A 17,180-nucleotide genomic window follows, 5' to 3' on the forward strand; every position below is an offset into this window, starting at 1 on the left:
GCGCCGGCCGATGGCACGGTGCGGCCATGCCAAGCCTTCAGGATCCGCCGTCCGCCCGTTCCGGCCCGCTGCTGTTCGCGTTGTGCTTCGCCGGGGTGGTGGCGGGCGCGGTGCCGGCCGTCGTGGTTCCCGTGCTTCCGGACATCGCCCGGGAGTTGAGCGTCTCGCCCGGTGCCGCGAACTGGGCGGTGACGGCGGGGTTGCTCACCTCGGCGGTCACCGTCCCGGTGTTCGGGCGGATCGCCGACCTGCGAGCCGGCCGGGGTGTCCTGGTGTGTTGCCTGTCGGTGCTCGCCGTGGGCGCCGTACTGTCCGCGCTCGCCCCCTCGTTCCCGCTGTTCCTGCTCGGGCGTGCTCTCCAGGGCACGGCGGGGGCGGTGTTCCCGCTGGCGGTCACGGTGCTGTATCGCGAGATGGCCGGCGACCGGCTCGCCTCCGCGGTGGCGTTGGTGTCGGGGACCCTGGCCGTGGGCGGCGGGCTGGGCCCGGTGGCCGCCGGTCTGCTGAATCGGGCGTATCCGGGGTACCGGGTGTTGTTCTGGGGCTGCGCCGCGGTGGCGGTGTGCTCGGTGCTCCTGGTCGTCCTGTTCGTGCCGCGCGGATCGGGGGTCGACGCGGGCGGGCGGGTGGATGTCGCGGGTGCCGCCGTGTTGGGGACCGGATTGGTCCTGGTGATGTTGCCGCTGTCGCAGGGCGGTAGTTGGGGATGGACGTCACCGGCCGTTCCCGCCATGGCGGTCGCGGCGGTGGTCGTCCTGGGGATCTTCGTTCGGGTCGAACGGGGGCGCCGCGATCCGCTGTTGGCGATGGACCTGTTGCGGCGCCGGCCGATCGTGGTGGCGAACGTGTTGTCGGCGCTGGTCGGGGCGGTGATGTACCTGGCGGTGCTGGCGCTGACCCAACTGGTGCGTGGACGGCCCGACGCCGCGGGCTACGGCTTCGGCGCGTCGGCGCTGACCGCCTCGGTGGTGTACCTGTTGCCGATGACGATCGCGTCGATGATCGCCGCGCCGATCGGCGGCCGGTCGGTCGTGCGCTTCGGCGCCCGCTTCACCCTCGTTGGGGCCGGACTCGCGGGAGTGGGCGGGTTCGGTGTGCTGACCGTGGCGCACGATCGGCCGTATCAGGTGGTGGTGGCGAGCTTCGCGATCGGGGTGATGGTGAGTCTGGGGTACGCCGCGATCCCGTCGCTGTTGGCCGAGTTCGTGCCCGCTTCCCGGATCGGCATGGCCAACAGCGCGAACGCGTTGACCCGTTGGATCGGTGGCGCGGCCGCGAGCAGTTTCGTCGCGGCGGTCCTGGCCGCGTTCACCGCGAACGGTGGGCCGCCGCGCGAGGGGGCGATCGTCGTACTGTCCGGATCGGGCGTGGTCGTGGCGCTGGCCGTGGTGTTCCTGGCCCGCTTCGGCCTTTCCGCGCCGCGGGCCGCCGAGGCGGGGCTAGCTTCGGTGCGGGGTCGCTGATCCTGCCGCGGCGCCTTCTCGGGTGTCGTTCCCCCGGGCGGTGCCCTCCCGGCCTGCGGCGTCCCTGATGGTGGCCAGGACCAGTTGGCGCAGCCGGCGGATGCCGGCGGGGATTCCGACCGCCTCGGCGTCGGTGAAGACCACCAGGCCGGCGGTGAACGACATGGTCAACTCCGCCAGTTCCAGGGCCAGTTCCTCCGGGTCGAGGACGCCGCAGCTGCGCGCGACCGGCTCGATCACCGCGATCAGCTCGGTCCGGACCCGGTGGCGGGCCTCGCGGACCAGCGGCGCGATGGTCCCGTCCTTGTCCTCCTGGAGTTGCAGCAGGAACATCAGCCGCATGAACAGCATCCGGTCGCCGATCACGTGCGCGGCCGCGTCGTAGAAGACGCCGAGTCGGTCGAGCGGGTCCCCGGGCAGGTCGTCCACGGCCGGCAGCGATGCGAAGAACAGCCCGGAGGAGCGTTCGAACACCGCCGCGAGCAGGCCGTACTTGTTGGTGAAGTGGTGGTAGATCGAGCCCACCGGGAAGCCGGATGCCTGACAGACCTGGCTGACGGTGACGTCCGCGTAGCCTCGGGTGCTGAACAGACGCTCGGCCGCGTCCAGGATCCGGTCCCGGTTCGCGCTGGTCTTGTCCATGGCCGCCACCCTACCCACCGGTCGCGATCAACCGGCCGGCCGAGCCGGTCAGCAGCGAGCGGGAGACCGCGGCGGCCGCGCGGCGCAGCGGGTCCACCAGTACGGCGCCGCTGCCGGCAGCCGCCGCGAAGCCGACCGACACCGCCGCCACGGGTCGGCCGCCGGAGAGCACCGGGACCGCGACGCAGGCCATTCCCTCGACGGCCTCCTCGCGATCGACGGCGTAGCCGTCGGTCCGGATCGCGGTCAGCTGTCGGCGGATGAGCGCGGGCGAGGTCAGCGAGTGGATGGTGCGGCGTTCCAGCGGCGCGGCCAGTGCCTCGGCGACGGTGTGCTCCGTCGAGTAGGCGAGCATGGCCTTGCCGATCGCGGTGCAGTGCGCCGGGAGTCGGCCGCCGACCAGGGCCGGGGACCGGTCGTGTCGGCGGCTGCGGAGCTTCTCCAGGTAGACGGCGTCGCCGTCGCGCAGGATCGCGAGGTGCAACGTCTGTCCGGTCACCCGGTGGAGTTCCTCCAGGTGCACCAGGGCGGCGTCCCGCAGCGCGACCTCGGGCGGGAGGGTGCCGAACGAGAACATCCGCAGCCCCATCCGGTATCCGTCGCTGTGCTGTTCGACCGCGCCGACCTCGAGGAGCATCGTCAACACGCGGTGCGCGGTGGACTTGGGCAGCCCGCTGCGGCGCACGATCTGCGCGAGCGTCAGCACGCGCCGGCTGTGACTGAACACCCCCAGTACCCGAAACGCCTTCCACAACACCGACGGAGCCGGCTCCGTGCCGGACCCGAGTCCGGTCTTCGCCGCCGCTCGGTCCGTCATATCCATGTCCATGTTCCTGACTCCCTCTCGGCACTACCCTAGAACGGAGACTCTAGAATCTATATTCTAGGCATTCGCTGGCGGTCGAGGTCAACCGGGATCGTGCGGCCGGCCGAGTACGCGGAACGAGTGCGATGGGCTGCGCGGGGCTCAGGGACGGCGCGGGTGGCGCGGAACATCGTGCGGCGCACGTGAACCCGACGGCGCGGTACGCGGGCCGGGCCGGTGTGATCGGGTGGGAGTGTCCCCGTCGAGCGAGGTGTCGGTGCAAGTCACAGCGCCGCGATCGGCAAGCGTGGTTCACGGCCCGGTCGGTGGGGCGGCACACCCTGGTCGAAGGGGTCGGTCGAGCGGGGCGGACCGGGACGCCCGGATCGGTGCGGGAGCGACGCGGCCGGGTCCGGCGGTCCCTTCACGAAGCGAACCTCGGGAGCAGTGCGATCGGGTGCCGAGCTCTCGCCGTGGGGAAGCCACGTTCGGTGCGTACGCCGCGCCTGGGCGCACGCCCCGGCCCGGCATCGACTCCGGCAGCGCAGCCGGTCTCGGGAACCGCGTTCGCGGATGCGCCGACGCCACGCCCTCGCGGGCGGGTGGCGACGCACACGACCGTGGCCGTTCTCCGGGCGGCCCGCCTGGGCTTGGGGAGCGCTCGCGGGACCGACGGCGAGGTGACACTCACACCCTCGGACATATGGCTATACAGAAATACCTACTTTGACATAGCCATTTCCGGTGACCTAGGGTCACAGGGTGTCTTCGACGGATCCCGCAACCGAGGAGCATCGGCGCATCGCAGCCGGCCTGGCTGCGATCCTGCCGGTGCTGCATCGGACGGTGGAGCGAAGGCTGGTGGCGGATCTCGGCCGGCCCAAGCCGCCGGAGGCGCACCTGGCGCTGCTGCGGGTGGTCGGCGAACGCGAGGGCATCACGGTCCGCGAGGCGGCCGAGGCCCTGCTGATGAAGGCCAACAACGTGAGCGCCCTGGTCACGAAACTCGTCGACGAGGGCATGATGGAGCGGCACGTCGATCCCGGCGACAGGCGTGTCGTGCGCCTGCGCCTGACGGCGCAGGCCCGTCGTCGTTCCGCGGACGTGGACGCACTCGTGATCGACTACGTCGTGGGCGCGCTGCGCACGATGACGGACGGCGAGGTCGCCGCCCTGGGTTCCGCGGTCGGCGCGCTGGCCGAACTCACCCGACAGGTCCAGCCCGGCACCGGCTGATCCCGGCCGCATCGAACCGACGTCCGGAGTCTCCGGGATCGTCGGTCCCCGGCCGCAGGACCGCTGTTCCGTGCCACGGCGCACCGCGCGTCATCGCGCCCGCCGACCCACCCCCCTTTTCCCGATGTGATCTTCCGACGTGTGCGTCCCCGACCCGGCGCACACGTACCCATCCGATCAGGAAGTCTCCCCTTCGCATGTCTTCAACCGACGTGGGCCGCTCCGTCGCGCCCTCCCCCGGCCCGGCGCCCGCCACTCGCAGCCCGCGCGCCAATCCCTGGCTGACGCTGATAGCCGTGGCCTTCGGCCTGTTCATGGTCGGCCTGGACAGCTCGGTCGTGGCGATCGCCAACCCGGAGATCGGCCGCGATCTGCAGGCCTCGACCGCCGACCTGCAATGGGTCACCAACTCCTACCTCCTGGCCTTGGCCGCCGCACTGATCCTGGGCGGCAAGCTCGGTGACCGCTTCGGCCGCCGGACGTTCTACCTGATCGGCGTGGCCGGCTTCACCCTCGCGTCGGTGGCGATCGGACTGGCCGGCTCGATCGAAGGCGTGATCGCCTTCCGCGCGGCGCAGGGGTTCTTCGGCGCCCTGCTGATGCCCAACACGCTCGGCCTGCTGCGCGCGGTCTTTCCTCCGAAGAAGTTCGGCATGGCGGTGGGCATCTGGGCGATGGTCTCCTCGGTGTCCACGGCGATCGGCCCGATCGTGGGCGGACTGCTCGTCGAACACGTCAACTGGGAGTCGGTGTTCTACATCAACGCCCCCATCGGCGTGATCGCCCTCGCCTTCAGCCTCGCGGTGCTGCCGCAGAGCAAGAACTCCACCGGGCACCACCGGTTCGACATCCCCGGCGTGCTGATCCTCGCCCTCGGACTGCTGCTGCTCGTCTTCGGCGTCGTCAAGGGCGAGGCATGGGGCTGGGGCGAGGTCTCCACGATCGGCGTGATCGCGGCGGGGATCGCCGTGTTGATCCTGTTCGGCTGGTACGAGACGCGCATCGCGCACCCGCTGCTGCCGATGCGACTGTTCCGCAGCCGGGCACTGACCGTCGGCACGATCGTCACCGCCGTGAACTTCTTCGTCCTGCTCGGCGTGATCTTCTTCGTCATGCTCTACCTGCAGAACGTGCGCGGCTTCACCCCGGTGGAGGCCGGCGTGCGGACCCTGCCGCTCAGTCTCGCCTCGGTCGTGTCCGCCCCGCTCGGCGCGGTGATCACCGAACGCCTCGGTGCACGGGTGAGCATGCCGGTCGGCATGCTGCTCCAAGCCGCCGCGGCGCTGGGCATGCTCACGTGGGACATCGACTCCTCGTACACGCTGATGTGGCCGCCGTTCGTCGCGCTCGGCCTCGGGACCGGCATGGTCATGGCGGCATCCTCGGACGCGATCGTCGGCAACGCACCCGTCCAGGACGGCGGCGTGGCCGGTGGCCTGCAGGCCACCGCCCTGCAGATCGGCGGCGCGCTGGGCACTTCCGTACTCATGTCCGTCATCAGCGGTCGCGCCGGCTCGACGATGATCGACGAATTCGTCTCCGCCGGAATCCCGACGCCGACGGCCGAGGGCATGCGCGCCGCCGAGGACGCCGTGGCGATGGGTGTCGCCCCCGTGTCCCCCGACATGCCGGCCCAGTTGCGTGCCCAGATCGTCGAGGGCAGCGGTCAGGCGTTCATGAACGGCGTACACACCGCGGCGATCATCGCCGCCGTCGCGTGCCTGGCCGGAGCAGCCCTCGCCGCCGCGGGCCTCGGCCGACGCGACCCCTCCCGAGGCCCGGTCGCGCCCGCGATGCACTGACCCGGCCGTGCCGGCCCGCCCCGCCGCGGGCCGGCACGTCCCTCGACACAAGCATCACCTTGGAAGGTAGGTTCCCGTGACCGGACCAGCAGATCACAGCCCCCGACTCCGAGCATTGCGCGACCGGGTGACCGCTCCGCCGACCGTCGACCTGCCCAAGGCCGGCGACGACCTCACCTGGCGACCTGTCACGGCCGCCGACATCGACCTGATACTCGACCTCAAGCGCGCCGCCGGAACGATCGATCACCCCCGCTACCTCGAGACGAGGGACGAACTCGAGGAGGAATTCGCGAGCGAGACCTTCGACCTCGAACACGACGCGGTCATCGCCGTCGACTCCGCCGGGCGGGCCGTCGCCTACGGTTCGGCCGCAGCCCCGGATAGTCCGGAGACGAGCGTCGACGTCGAACTCGACGGCACCGTCGCCCCCGACCGCCGCCGCGAAGGAATCGGCAGCGCGCTGCTGGCGTGGCAAGAGGCGCGCGGGCTCCAGCATCTCGCGGCAAGCGACGCCGCTCTGCCCGGTCGGCTCGCCTCGAGCGCCCACGAACACGCCATCCCCGCGATCCGGCTCCTCGAGAACCACGGTTACGAACGGGCCCGATGGTGGTTGGAACTGGAACTCGACCTCGACACCCCGGTCGCCGAGCCGCCGACCATCCCGGGAGTGCGTCTCGTGCCCTACGGGCCGCAGTGGCAGGAGAGGGCCAGGTCCGCCAGGAACGACGCCTTCCGCGACCACTGGGGCAGCCAACCGATCACCGCCGCCGACTGGGCGTCCGCCGACCGACTGGCGGCATCGCGCCCGGACCTGTCCCTCCTCGCCATCGCCCCGGACGCGCACGACGGCGAACGCGTCGACGGCTTCGTCTTCGTCGACGTGGAACGGGACGAATGGCCGCTGCGCGGCGGCCCGTTCGGTTACATCAGCACCGTCGGCACACGGCGGGACGCGCGAGGACGGGGACTTGCCCGCACCCTGCTCGCCCACGTCCTGCGGGCAATGCGAGCCGACGGCCTGCGCCACGCCGTACTCGAAGTCGACGCCGACAGCCCCACCGGCGCCCTCGGCCTCTACCAGAGCTTCGGCTTCACCGTCACCGACCGCTCCATGAGTTTCGTCAAACACTTCTGATCCCTCCCGGGACAGAGCCCTTCGGTCCCCACCCGGCCAGGGCCGGGCGCCGGCCGCCGCCGACAACGCCTCACCGGGCGACCGGCGCCACACCGCGCCACGGCGCCCGTCCGGCCAACCTCGCCACACGCAAGGCATCGACGTGATGCCGATCCGATTTCCATCACCGACGAGGCGGGCGCCCGTACGGTAATTGCGGACGCTCGGGGTCACGACGCGCAGACGCTGGACACCTGGCTGGTCACGAACACCCGAGACCACATCGCGCGGCGGTTCTTCCGCGTGCCGCTGCCCGCCTTGTTCTCTGCGGAGTCCCCGAACTCCGCGTGCTGCACTTCCTCTTCCGCCTTCGATCCCGCACCAGCCCGGAAACGCTCGTTGCCACCACAAGGAGGCGCCCAGGACACCCGTGTGGTCGGCGGCACCAGCGGATCTTCGAGTGACTCGCCGCCGCACCGGCCGACGTGGTCGGGCCGGGGGCTGTGGTGCGGACCGTCCGTCAGGACGACGCCGGCGTGGTCGTCGAGTTCGAGGCCGACACCGTGACGTGCCGGCGAGTTGCCGTCGCCGTGCCGCGGGCCCCGGCAAGGTCGGCTGCGCCGCGTCCGGGCGCCGCCGGCCTTGCGTGACGGGCTCACCCGGCAGATGCCCGGCCGAATCGGTGATCAAGTGACGTATTGCAGCGTGCCCGGCGAAATCCCGGCCTCGGCCGCGACGGCGCGCGGGGATGTGCGCACCACTCCCTCACGGGCCGGCGCGTTGCGTGCAACCATGACCAGGTGTTTGCGACGAACCGGAACCTCGACGTACGACATGGCGTCCCCTCCCGGTCGGATGACCGAGGTCTCGTCGTGCCCGGTCTGTTGCCCGAGGCGTGCCGTCAGCTTGCCTCGGCATCGAAACCGGCTGCGCGAAGGTAGTCGCCGATGGCCGTGTGGTTCTTCGTGAGACATTCGATCTTCTCGGCCATGCGATCCCGAACCTCCTCGAGCGCGGCAACCATGTCCGGCGTCAGATAGGGCATGTGAATCGTTCGAGGGCTGTCCAGGCACGGCAGGATCTGCCGGATGATCCTCGTCGGCAGGCCGACGTCGAGCAAACCCCTGATCTGGCGAACCCGATCGACCACGTAGTCGTCGTAGTCCCGGTATCCGTTGTGCAGACGCTCCGACACGATCAGATTCCGCGCCTCGTAGTAGCGCAACATACGCACCGGCGTACCCGTGCGCTTCGACAGCTCACCGATCCTCACGTGCGACCCTCCCCACGAACGGCGCAAGTCATCGATTTGACCCTGACATCAATGTCATCCGTTGATCGTATGGCCATGCCAAGAACTGATCGCACCACGTCGATTGCCACCCCCGGCCCATGGTTTCCCCTCTCGGGGCTGCTGGCACTGGGCACCGCAGGACTGATCACCCTCCTGACCGAGACAATGCCCGCCGGAGTACTGCCCGCGATGAGCCACGATCTGGGAGTGAGCGAGTCGGCAGCCGGTCAGACGGTCACGGCCTTCGCCCTGGGGGCACTGCTGTCGGCCCTCCCCCTGACACGGGCCACCATCGGATGGCCACGCCGACACCTGCTGCTGTCCGCGATCTCGGGATTCGCCGTGACCAACACCATCACGGCCCTCTCGCACAACTTCCCCCTCACGCTTGCCTCCCGGTTCATCGGAGGTGTCGTAGCGGGACTCATCTGGGCCCTGCTCGCCGGGTACGCCCGTCGCATGGTCGCCCCGCAACAACGCGGCAAGGCCATGGCAATCGCGATGGCAGGCACTCCCGTCGCACTCTCGGTCGGTGTACCCGCCGCCACATTCCTCGCGAAGGCCGTCGGCTGGCGTTACGCCTTCGGACTCACGACCGCAGCCACCCTGGCGCTGATCGTATGGATCATCGCCACCGTGCCCAACTTCCCGGGACGGCCCAAGGAGTCCCGGCTCCCGCTCGCCCGAACTCTGCGCATCCCCGGTGTCGCCCCCATACTCCTCGTGACGCTGATCTTCGTACTCGCGCACAACACCCTCTACACCTACATCGCACCTTTCCTCGACTCGCTCGGCATGGCGGACCGGGTCGACGCCGTCCTCCTCACCTTCGGGCTGCTGTCGTTGGCGAGTATCTGGATCACCGGCGCATTCATCGACCGGCACCTGCGCACCCTCATGATCACCAGTTGCGCCCTCTTCGCCACCGCGGCTCTGCTCCTGGGAATCTTGACCGGCTCCCCCGTACCGGTCTTCGTCGGCACCGCCGTCTGGGGTCTCGCCTTCGGCGGCACGGCAACCCTGCTCCAGACTGCCGTCGCCGAAGCAGCCGGCGCGGCCGGGGACGTGGCCCAATCCCTGCTCGTGACAGCCTGGAACACCGGCATCGCCGGCAGCGGCATCCTCGGTGGACTCCTGCTCGGCGGACCTGGAGCAAGCTACCTCGGCTGGAGCGCCCTCGCGCTTTTGCTACCGACTCTCACGATCGTCGTCGGTGCACGCAGGAACGCATTCCCCCCGCACACACTCCGCGACACCGCAACGACGCCGAAATGAGACGACCGCCTCGCGAATGTGACAGCGGCCCTCATGTTCCCCGGCGGTCGACGACCGCGTTCGCAACCCGCGTGGCGCACGGCACGAAATCGCCGCCGCAGGACGCGAGGTGGGTGTCGACGAATGTACGCACCCGCGGCATCCGGAGCCCCGTCCCCCGTTTCCCGGCCGCACCATGGGAGCGTCCGAGCCGTCCGCCGCTCGGTTCCCGCGGGTATCGACCACGGTGACGCCCACTCCCTCCGTGCCGGCCAGAGCCGGCACGGAGCAGGCGACCGCGTGGGCGTCCGTGGGCGGTTAGGGGCACGGTCGCCCCACCACTCGGTGTCAACGGCCGCCCGGCACAACGGGCAACCGAGCCTCTCCAGGTTCCCCACAGTCCGGCAGTGACCACGTCGTGCCGGATCACGTCGATCTCCACGTCCACACCGTCGGCAACCCCGAGTGCCAGGTCCTCGACGAACGCGATGACGCGATCGACCCCATCCCGGTCCGAGCCCTTCACGGTGATCCCGAACCGGAGTTCGCCGAGCGACCGGACAGCCGGGAGCGGCGCATGCAACGTTCACCCCTTTGGCGAAGGGGGCAGTACCACACGTGTTGGCCGCCGTCGGGCTCAACGCGCAAGCCGAAGCGTCCGGGTCCGGGGCGGCCTTGGGCGGTCCAGCGGGTGTGGGTGTGTTCGATGTCGGCCCACACGTCGCGTTCGCCGTGCACGGTGACCGTGAACGGGTCCTCGTCGCGGTCTCGGAGGTGGTCGACGTCGGCCCAGTTCGCGCCGGTCGCGTCGATCACCCGCAGGGTGCAGCACCACTCACCGGGCTGCGGGTCGTGGGCGCGGGCGGTGAGGAAGCGGTATCCGGGCAGCGTGGCGCCGACGACGAACGCGGCCTCGGGCGCCTCGCGTTGCACCGCCCACGGTGCCAGGTGCGACACGCGCTCGCGGGTGGGGGCGTCGTGGTCCACGGCCGGCGGGCTGTCGTCGTACCCGGCCGCAGCGGCTCGCAGCGGCATGAACGAGCCCATGGCGGCGAACGGGCCGGTCGCTCCCCCGTCGTCGTCGCGCCTCAGACGGGCGATGCCGTAGGACACCCACGGCGAGGTCCAGGGGACCAGGAGCATCCCGCCGGGGCGGGTCTGCTCGACCCAGGCAAGCAGGACGACATGGACGGAGCAGGTGGCGACCACTGCGGCGTACGGGGCGCGGGGCGAGTGGCCGAGAACGCCGTCGCCGGTGACGATGTGCGGGTGAATCCCGGCGCGTTGGCACGCGTCGCGGGCCGTTCGGGCCAGATCGAGAGAGGCGAGGGTGGGGGCTCCGGACGGCCGACGACGAGCGCGACCGACGGCGCGGGTCGGCGCTGCCCGCTCGGGTCGTTCGTCCGGCGGGAGTTACGGCGGGCGACGGTGGGGCGGAGGTCATGCCGCAGCGGGGAACGTGGGCGATGAGGTCGCGGGGCGGTTCCGGGTTTGTTCGTGTTCTCGCGGGGAGGCACGCGTGCGCTCGTGTGCGCGGCGAGGACCGTGCCCCAGGGGGTTCACCCACTCGGATCATCGGCTTCCGTTCCGCGGGGCTCCCGCCTCTACGATGCGGCTCGTGTCGTCCCCACGCGGGACGACGGTGCGTGTGTGGGTCACCCGTGGCCCGGGCCGTCGGCCGGTCGTGCCGTCCGGAAGAGTCCCCGACGGTGGCGTGGGGTGAAGCGACGCGGGGCGCCCGCACGGCGGGCACGACGCCCGCCGGCGGGAGCCCGCGGGGAAAGGCAGGCCCGTGATGAATGAGGGCTCCGGCGGTTCGGGGAGGATGACGCCCCCGGTGGTGACCGCCCGGGCGGAGTCTTCGGCCCGTGAGGTGGACATCGCCTCCCGCTACTGGACGTGGGTCTCCTACGGCCTCGGGGAGACGACGCGTTGGGCCGAGACCGTGTCGGGGATCGCACCGGACGCGCGCATGATCGCGCTGACGTCGGCGGAGGCCGTGGTCCCCGGGCATGCGTGCGCGCGATGCGGCGGGCCGCTGACGTTGTCCTCACGGGCGGCGTTCGAGTGGGTGTACCGCCACGGGCGGCGGGGCAGCGAGAGTTGCGTCGACTGCGACACGGACGCCCGGATCGAGTTGGACAGGTTCAACGATCCCGTGCGGCAGGCGCGGCAGGAAGCGAGCCGTGAGGCCGCGCAGGCCCGGGCGGACACCCGGGCCCGGTGCGACGCGGCGCGGCGGGCGTGGGAGAGCGCCCGCCGGGACCTCCTCGCCCGCAAGTACGCCGACGCCGCCGTGCCCGAGGCGATTCCCGAGGCGGGTGTGCGGGAGGAGACGGTGGCGTTGGCGCTGCTGCGGTACGCGCCCGACGCCGGACTGATCGCCCCGCTGTCGACGTGGCCCGTGCCCCTGTCCGCCGCCGCGGACGAGCAGGCGGACCTCATCGCCTCGACCGTGCACGCCGGCCTGCCGGCGATCCACGCCACGTCGAGCGTCCACGCGTTCGTGTGGGAACCGGCCTCCTTCGACAAGGCGCTGCTCGCCGCCGAGGGCGTCTACGAGGACGTGCAACCGGCCGAGCTGACGGGGAGTTACTACACGGACAGGGCCACGCACTACAGCCCGCACGGGCCCCATCCGCTCTCGGCCTCGACCGCCCTGGACGCGCACCTGACGAAACGGCTCGACCCCACCGGCATGACGACCGCGCGCCGCCAGGAGTTGATCACCCTGGTCGTGGAGGTGATCGCCGACGAGGTGCTGCGCTACTTCGCCGAGCAGTTGACCCGACGGAACCTGCCCCCGGTACCCGAGAACCATCGGGTGCGGCTGCGGGACGCGGCCCGGCGCGGGGCGTCCGTGCGGCCGATGGCCGACCTGGTGATGCTCGCCTGGCGGGCGGTCCAGAAGGGCGCCGTCGCGGCCCGGACACACCCCCGCGCCCCGAAGCCGAACATGACCGTCCACGCGGTCAATCAGCTCGAATCCGATGTGCAGAAGGCCACCGCGGACCCGAAACACCACGTCAAACCGGCCTCGTGGCACCTCGAACTCGCCCCGCTCACACGGACGCTGCTGCCGGCCGTCCTGGACGTGGACCCGTACACCGTCCGCGTGCCCGACCTCGTCGCCTCCCTGCCGCCGCCGATCGTCCTGCCGACGCAACGCGACGGCGACGCCGACGACGAGGAAGGGAAGTGCGAGCTCGACGGGGATCGGGCGTTCACCCGGCTGAGCACGAACATGGACGCCTGGGACGGGGAGGACTTCCGCGAACTGCTGGAACGCCACGTCGAGATGCACGCGGAAGCCGTCGAGTGCGACTGCGGCACGAGCGGGCACGCACTCCTGGCCGGGTTCGGGCGCGACCTCCTCGCGTTGTTCGACGACCTGTCCCCCGTCGGCGGCAAATCGGCGGGCCTGGCGGTCGCCGCCGCAGCCCGTCGCCTCCCGATCGACGACGTCGTCGTCGTCGTCGAGGACTGCACCATGGGAGTGATCCCCGGCGCCAGCCTCTACTTCGGCGACGTCCTGCACTTCGCCAAGCCCGAACCGCCCCCGGTCGAGATCCCACCGTGGTGCGGGAAATGCGACGGCGACAGTTCCCCGGGCAACATCGGCGCCCGCCGGCGATCCGCTGCCGACGGCGGGTTCTACAAATGCCCGGAATGCCACCCCTACGCCCACATGTGGGGCGGAGAACCGATCGAACGCAGGCCGACCCGAACCTGAAACCGCCCCACGGAAACGCGAATCAATCCATCCCGTCGCGTCACACTGCGGCGGGCGCCCCACCGCCGGTCCGGTGAACCGCCCGCCCGCGCCGAAGCCCCGATCGGTGCAGGGCGGGCGGGTGCCCCGAGCAGGGTCCCGCACACTCGCCTCAGGTGTGTCGTGCGGGCCGCCCCGCGCCGGGACACAGGCAACGGTCTCCGGCCCGCCGGTGCGAGCGGTCGTGCGAGCACAACGGCGGGCCCGGCATCCCGGTACGTCCAACCACCTCGACATCGCCGTACGCGAGTTCGACGCACACAGCTCCGTCCGGCTGCGCCAGGCCCGCATCGCCGTATGGCGCGAGCATGTTGCAGACGACCCGCGCCAGGCACAGACCGACGCGCGCGCGACTGCGAACAAGCTTTCCCCGCATGTAAGCGGCGGGGCCGCGCCATTTCCCGGGGTTGTCCACTGACACCGCGTCACTTCCTTGCTACGGTCCCGCGCGTGGCAATCATGGGGTGAGGGCGGCGCGTTCGCGCGGGCGCGATGGGGACGGTGCTCGCAGCCGCGGCCTTGGCCGGCTGTGGCGGGGACGACGTCGGCGACGACCGGGAAGGCACGCGCAAGCGAGTTGCTCGCCCGTGACACGCGGACGTCACTCGCGATCGCCGGGAAGCCGGCCGACTTCGAATGGTGCGGGATCGCGTGGCCAGCCATCTCCGACCCGTCGCATCTGGGCGAGAAGCGGTTCATGCTCGCCTGCATGAACGGATAGGCCGGGCCGGGGGCGAGATGCGCGACTGCCGCCACCGGCGCCCGATCAGACCGGCGCCGTCTCGCGTCTCCTTACCCGTCTGCCCGGCCCCCGGCCCGCGTCGTCACGGTACAGCGCCACCGGCCGGCGTTCGGCGGGTTCACCCGGCACTGTGGAAACGACCGTCGTCGCGTCCACGCACCCGGCGAAGCACGCCGGCTCCGTTGTCCGCGGACGAGTTCGGCGACGAGGCCCCGGTCAAGGCGTTCGCCCCGGTCGACCAGGACTACGTGCAGGGAGCCGGTCCCCCTCGTCGCCCCGCCCGGCACCGGCGCGGATCCGGACACACGGGTCGGCAGCCGGAGGGCTCCGGTGTCGTCATGAACCAACGCGCCCGCTCGTCAAGGGAGACGCCTCCAAAGACGATCCGGCGCTGGCAAGCTACTGGGCCGCCAGATCCCGAAAGCGGCTGTCGCAGACAGAGTCCAGAAGGATTCTCAGCCTGGCAGCCCGCCACTAGAGCCTGTCTGACAAAACGATCATGGTTGTGGTTCGCGGAGCCACAGGATCAGCGAGGCCAGGACGACGCCCGCCGTGTAGCGGGCGGCGAGCTTGTCGAAGCGTGTCGCGATCGCCCGGAACTGCTTCAGGCGAGCGAAACACCGCTCCACCACGTTGCGTTCGCGGTACGCCTCCCGGTCGAACGCCGGCGGACGCCCGCCCGCACGACCCCGACGACGACGATTCGCCCGCTGATCGGCCCGTTCGGGGATCACCACCCGCACCCCCGCCGCCCGCAACCGGGCACGGATCGCCCGCGAGGAGTACGCCCGATCGGCAATCAACCGGATCGGCCGCACCCGCGGCCGACCCGGACCGAGCCGCAGCACCCGAATCCCGGCGAGCACCGCGTCCAACGCCGGCCCGTCCCCCGCCTGCCCCGGGGTGACCACGATCGACAACGGCAACCCCCGCCCGCCCACCGCGACATGCAACTTCGTCGTCAACCCGCCCCGCGAACGGCCGAGACCCTCGCGGCCCGCAGGCGTCGGGCCCGACGCCGCACGCTCCACGCCGCCCGGTTCGTCCCCGCCCGCAACCCCCTTTTCCGCGCCCCCGCCGCGTGTTGATGCGCACGCACGACCGTCGAGTCCACCGACACCGACCAGTCCACCCGGCCGACCGCGTCCTCCCGCACCCGCACGTGATCCAACAAGGCGGCCCACGTCCCGTCCGCCTCCCACCGCGAGTACCGCTCGTACACCGTCTGCCAGGGCCCGTACCGCGCCGGAACATCCCGCCACGGAGCACCGGTCCGCAACCGCCACAACACCCCGTCGATCACCTGCCGATGATCACGCCACGGCCGACCACGACCATCCACCACCGGCAACAACGGCTCGATCCGAACCCACGCCGCATCCGTCAACCCACCCCGAGACACCACAAGATCATTATCAGACAGGCCTTAGCCACGGCCGGTGACTGGGGGAGATGAGGCATCAAGGCTTACGATCCTGGTCCGCCAGGAGTCTGCGTGGTCAAGGCCCTCGCTGGGGCTCTTCGTGACGAGGTGCGCCCGGACATTGCGAACGTACACCGGTTCCGGCTTCCCTTTCACATGGGTCCACACCGGATGGATCTCCACCGCGGCCAGGTTGTCCGGTAGGTCCGTGTCGGACCACATCGTGTCCAGGGCATGGGCCAAACGCACGAGAAGAAGGCGGGTCGAGTCGGGGTCGAAGCGCACGCCCGTGGGCAAGTAGGTGGCGCCGTGACCGGCGAAGTTCCGCAGGTTCACGTACTCGTCCCGGGAGAGCCGCAGATCCTCGGCCAATGGGCCCTTGTGCTCTTCGAGGTATTCCAGGCCGAGACGAAGGGCATCGGTGGCGCTCTTCTCCCTGGCTCCCTTGCGCCTGGCACCGCAGACGACGCGGCCGAGGAGCTCGGCCGCATTGAGGGCGGCGAAGAGCGCCCCGAGATGATAGTCGCTCTTGAGGGTGAGCCCCGAGGTCTGTATGAACTCGCGCATCACGCCGCAAATATAGAAGGCCTTGCACTCGTAAGACTCCAGCCCGGTGACCCCTGCGGCTTTGTTCCACTCCGGGATGTCGTGGGTGAGCGGGACGGCGTGCGCTGCGAGAACGGGGCGGTAATCCATACGGTCATGGTCGGACCGGGGAAGGACCGGAACAAGAGAATTCCGACGCCAGGTGTGTGCACGCCGGCCTGTCGATGCCCCCTTGTAACAGCCCGGTGTCCTCGTTGCGTCCGCGTACGGTGATCGCACGTCAGGCCCGGCAACGACGGACCGGACCACCACGCCCCCGGAAACCGTCGCACTCGAACGAGAGGCAGGCCGATGACCGCATACGAGCGTATCCATCACGTCGCGGACGCGTGGACGGTGGGCCGGCTTCGCGCGGCCCTGGCGGGTCTGCCCGACGACGCGCCGCTCACGGTCGCCGTCCCCGAGGGATCGCCCGGGACCGAGGAGTACACGGCGGTCGCCGACACGGACTGGGTGATCTCCCACGCCGGACACGGCACGACGACGTGGCCCGACGACCGCGGCCCGGTACCGGACACGCACGTCACGATCACGCTGGAGCGCCCGACCGGCGTGTACGAGCGGCCGATCCGGGAGGACTGATCGACCACACACCGCCCGCCGAGGATGCCGACCGGGCCCCACCTCCCGCTTGCTCCGCCCCGGCTGGTTTGAAAGGAGCCACGCGCGAGCTTCGCACCCGGTGGCGGCGGTGAGCCTCGCCGTCTCCGGGTACGTCGTCGTCCGGCTGCGCCCGGGTTCGGCCGGCAGGAGCCGGCACAGGGTGACGGGCGCGGCGGGAAGTCGTCGAACACCGGGCCCGTGGCCGGCGGAACCTGACGTGGGGTTCGTGTCGGCGTCCGGGTCCACTCACTCGGGGGATGCCCACCTTTGCTCGGCGAGCCGGGCGCGGATCAGTGCCGCGATGTTCCGTTCCTCGTTCGCCATGGCCGCGTGTTCGGGAATACCGAGGCTGTCGCCGACGTCCGCCCACCGGTCCAGGCCGGATACGACCAGTGCCCACTGGGCCGCGTTCAGGACCAGG

The 17,180-nt window shown here is 70.9% G+C and carries 14 protein-coding genes; 7 read left to right on the forward strand and 7 right to left on the reverse strand.

Annotation, left to right across the window (positions count from 1 at the left end; genetic code table 11):
- Window positions 1-26 precede the first annotated feature (26 nt).
- Complete coding sequence (locus ACFZBU_RS46850; protein WP_391589966.1) at window positions 27-1,463, forward strand: MFS transporter; 1,437 nt, start codon at window positions 27-29, stop codon at window positions 1,461-1,463.
- Here ACFZBU_RS46850 and ACFZBU_RS46855 read toward each other — a convergent pair.
- Window positions 1,440-2,105: a TetR/AcrR family transcriptional regulator gene (locus ACFZBU_RS46855; protein WP_391589967.1), complete on the reverse strand. Its 666-nt coding sequence runs from the start codon at window positions 2,103-2,105 to the stop codon at window positions 1,440-1,442. The two genes, ACFZBU_RS46850 and ACFZBU_RS46855, sit on opposite strands and share 24 nt — an antisense overlap.
- Window positions 2,106-2,115: 10 nt before the next feature.
- Complete coding sequence (locus ACFZBU_RS46860) at window positions 2,116-2,928, reverse strand: IclR family transcriptional regulator (RefSeq protein WP_391589968.1); 813 nt, start codon at window positions 2,926-2,928, stop codon at window positions 2,116-2,118.
- 744 nt (window positions 2,929-3,672) lie between these two features.
- On the opposite strand from ACFZBU_RS46860, the gene ACFZBU_RS46865 reads away from it, so the two are divergent.
- From ACFZBU_RS46865 to ACFZBU_RS46875, 3 genes are all read left to right on the forward strand, one after another.
- Window positions 3,673-4,146, forward strand: a complete 474-nt coding sequence (locus tag ACFZBU_RS46865; RefSeq protein ID WP_391589969.1) for a MarR family winged helix-turn-helix transcriptional regulator — start codon at window positions 3,673-3,675, stop codon at window positions 4,144-4,146.
- A 197-nt stretch (window positions 4,147-4,343) separates the two neighbouring features.
- Window positions 4,344-5,948: an MFS transporter gene (locus tag ACFZBU_RS46870; RefSeq protein WP_391589970.1), complete on the forward strand. Its 1,605-nt coding sequence runs from the start codon at window positions 4,344-4,346 to the stop codon at window positions 5,946-5,948.
- A 76-nt stretch (window positions 5,949-6,024) separates the two neighbouring features.
- Complete coding sequence (locus tag ACFZBU_RS46875) at window positions 6,025-7,086, forward strand: GNAT family N-acetyltransferase (protein WP_391589971.1); 1,062 nt, start codon at window positions 6,025-6,027, stop codon at window positions 7,084-7,086.
- A 665-nt stretch (window positions 7,087-7,751) separates the two neighbouring features.
- On the opposite strand, the gene ACFZBU_RS46880 is transcribed toward ACFZBU_RS46875, so the two are convergent.
- Window positions 7,752-7,901 (reverse strand): hypothetical protein, encoded by a 150-nt coding sequence (locus ACFZBU_RS46880; protein ID WP_391589972.1) that lies wholly within the window; start codon window positions 7,899-7,901, stop codon window positions 7,752-7,754.
- Window positions 7,902-7,966: 65 nt separating this feature from the next.
- Window positions 7,967-8,338 (reverse strand): MerR family transcriptional regulator, encoded by a 372-nt coding sequence (locus ACFZBU_RS46885; protein WP_391589973.1) that lies wholly within the window; start codon window positions 8,336-8,338, stop codon window positions 7,967-7,969.
- A gap of 69 nt (window positions 8,339-8,407) precedes the next feature.
- Between ACFZBU_RS46885 and ACFZBU_RS46890 the strand changes: the two genes are divergently transcribed.
- Entirely contained in the window at window positions 8,408-9,634 is a 1,227-nt protein-coding gene (locus ACFZBU_RS46890) for an MFS transporter (protein WP_391589974.1), read from the forward strand.
- A 501-nt stretch (window positions 9,635-10,135) separates the two neighbouring features.
- Here ACFZBU_RS46890 and ACFZBU_RS46895 read toward each other — a convergent pair.
- Window positions 10,136-10,927: a hypothetical protein gene (locus ACFZBU_RS46895; RefSeq protein ID WP_391589981.1), complete on the reverse strand. Its 792-nt coding sequence runs from the start codon at window positions 10,925-10,927 to the stop codon at window positions 10,136-10,138.
- A 481-nt stretch (window positions 10,928-11,408) separates the two neighbouring features.
- Between ACFZBU_RS46895 and ACFZBU_RS46900 the strand changes: the two genes are divergently transcribed.
- Entirely contained in the window at window positions 11,409-13,346 is a 1,938-nt protein-coding gene (locus tag ACFZBU_RS46900) for a hypothetical protein (RefSeq protein WP_391589975.1), read from the forward strand.
- A 1,278-nt stretch (window positions 13,347-14,624) separates the two neighbouring features.
- Here the strand turns inward: ACFZBU_RS46900 and ACFZBU_RS46905 are convergent.
- Together ACFZBU_RS46905 and ACFZBU_RS46910 are read right to left on the reverse strand one after the other, a co-directional pair.
- Window positions 14,625-15,532 (reverse strand): IS5 family transposase gene (locus ACFZBU_RS46905; protein WP_391589976.1). Its coding sequence is split into 2 segments (ribosomal slippage): window positions 14,625-15,184 and window positions 15,184-15,532, totalling 909 coding nucleotides; the frame shifts between segments, so codons are not numbered across the junction.
- Window positions 15,533-15,553: 21 nt separating this feature from the next.
- Window positions 15,554-16,246: a hypothetical protein gene (locus ACFZBU_RS46910; protein WP_391589977.1), complete on the reverse strand. Its 693-nt coding sequence runs from the start codon at window positions 16,244-16,246 to the stop codon at window positions 15,554-15,556.
- 201 nt (window positions 16,247-16,447) lie between these two features.
- On the opposite strand from ACFZBU_RS46910, the gene ACFZBU_RS46915 reads away from it, so the two are divergent.
- On the forward strand, window positions 16,448-16,738 hold the full coding sequence (locus ACFZBU_RS46915; protein ID WP_391589978.1) for a DUF6225 family protein: 291 nt from the start codon (window positions 16,448-16,450) through the stop codon (window positions 16,736-16,738).
- Window positions 16,739-17,180: the final 442 nt, after the last annotated feature.

The sequence above is a fragment of the Embleya sp. NPDC008237 genome (assembly GCF_042956465.1).
Taxonomy (GTDB): Bacteria; Actinomycetota; Actinomycetes; order Streptomycetales; family Streptomycetaceae; genus Embleya.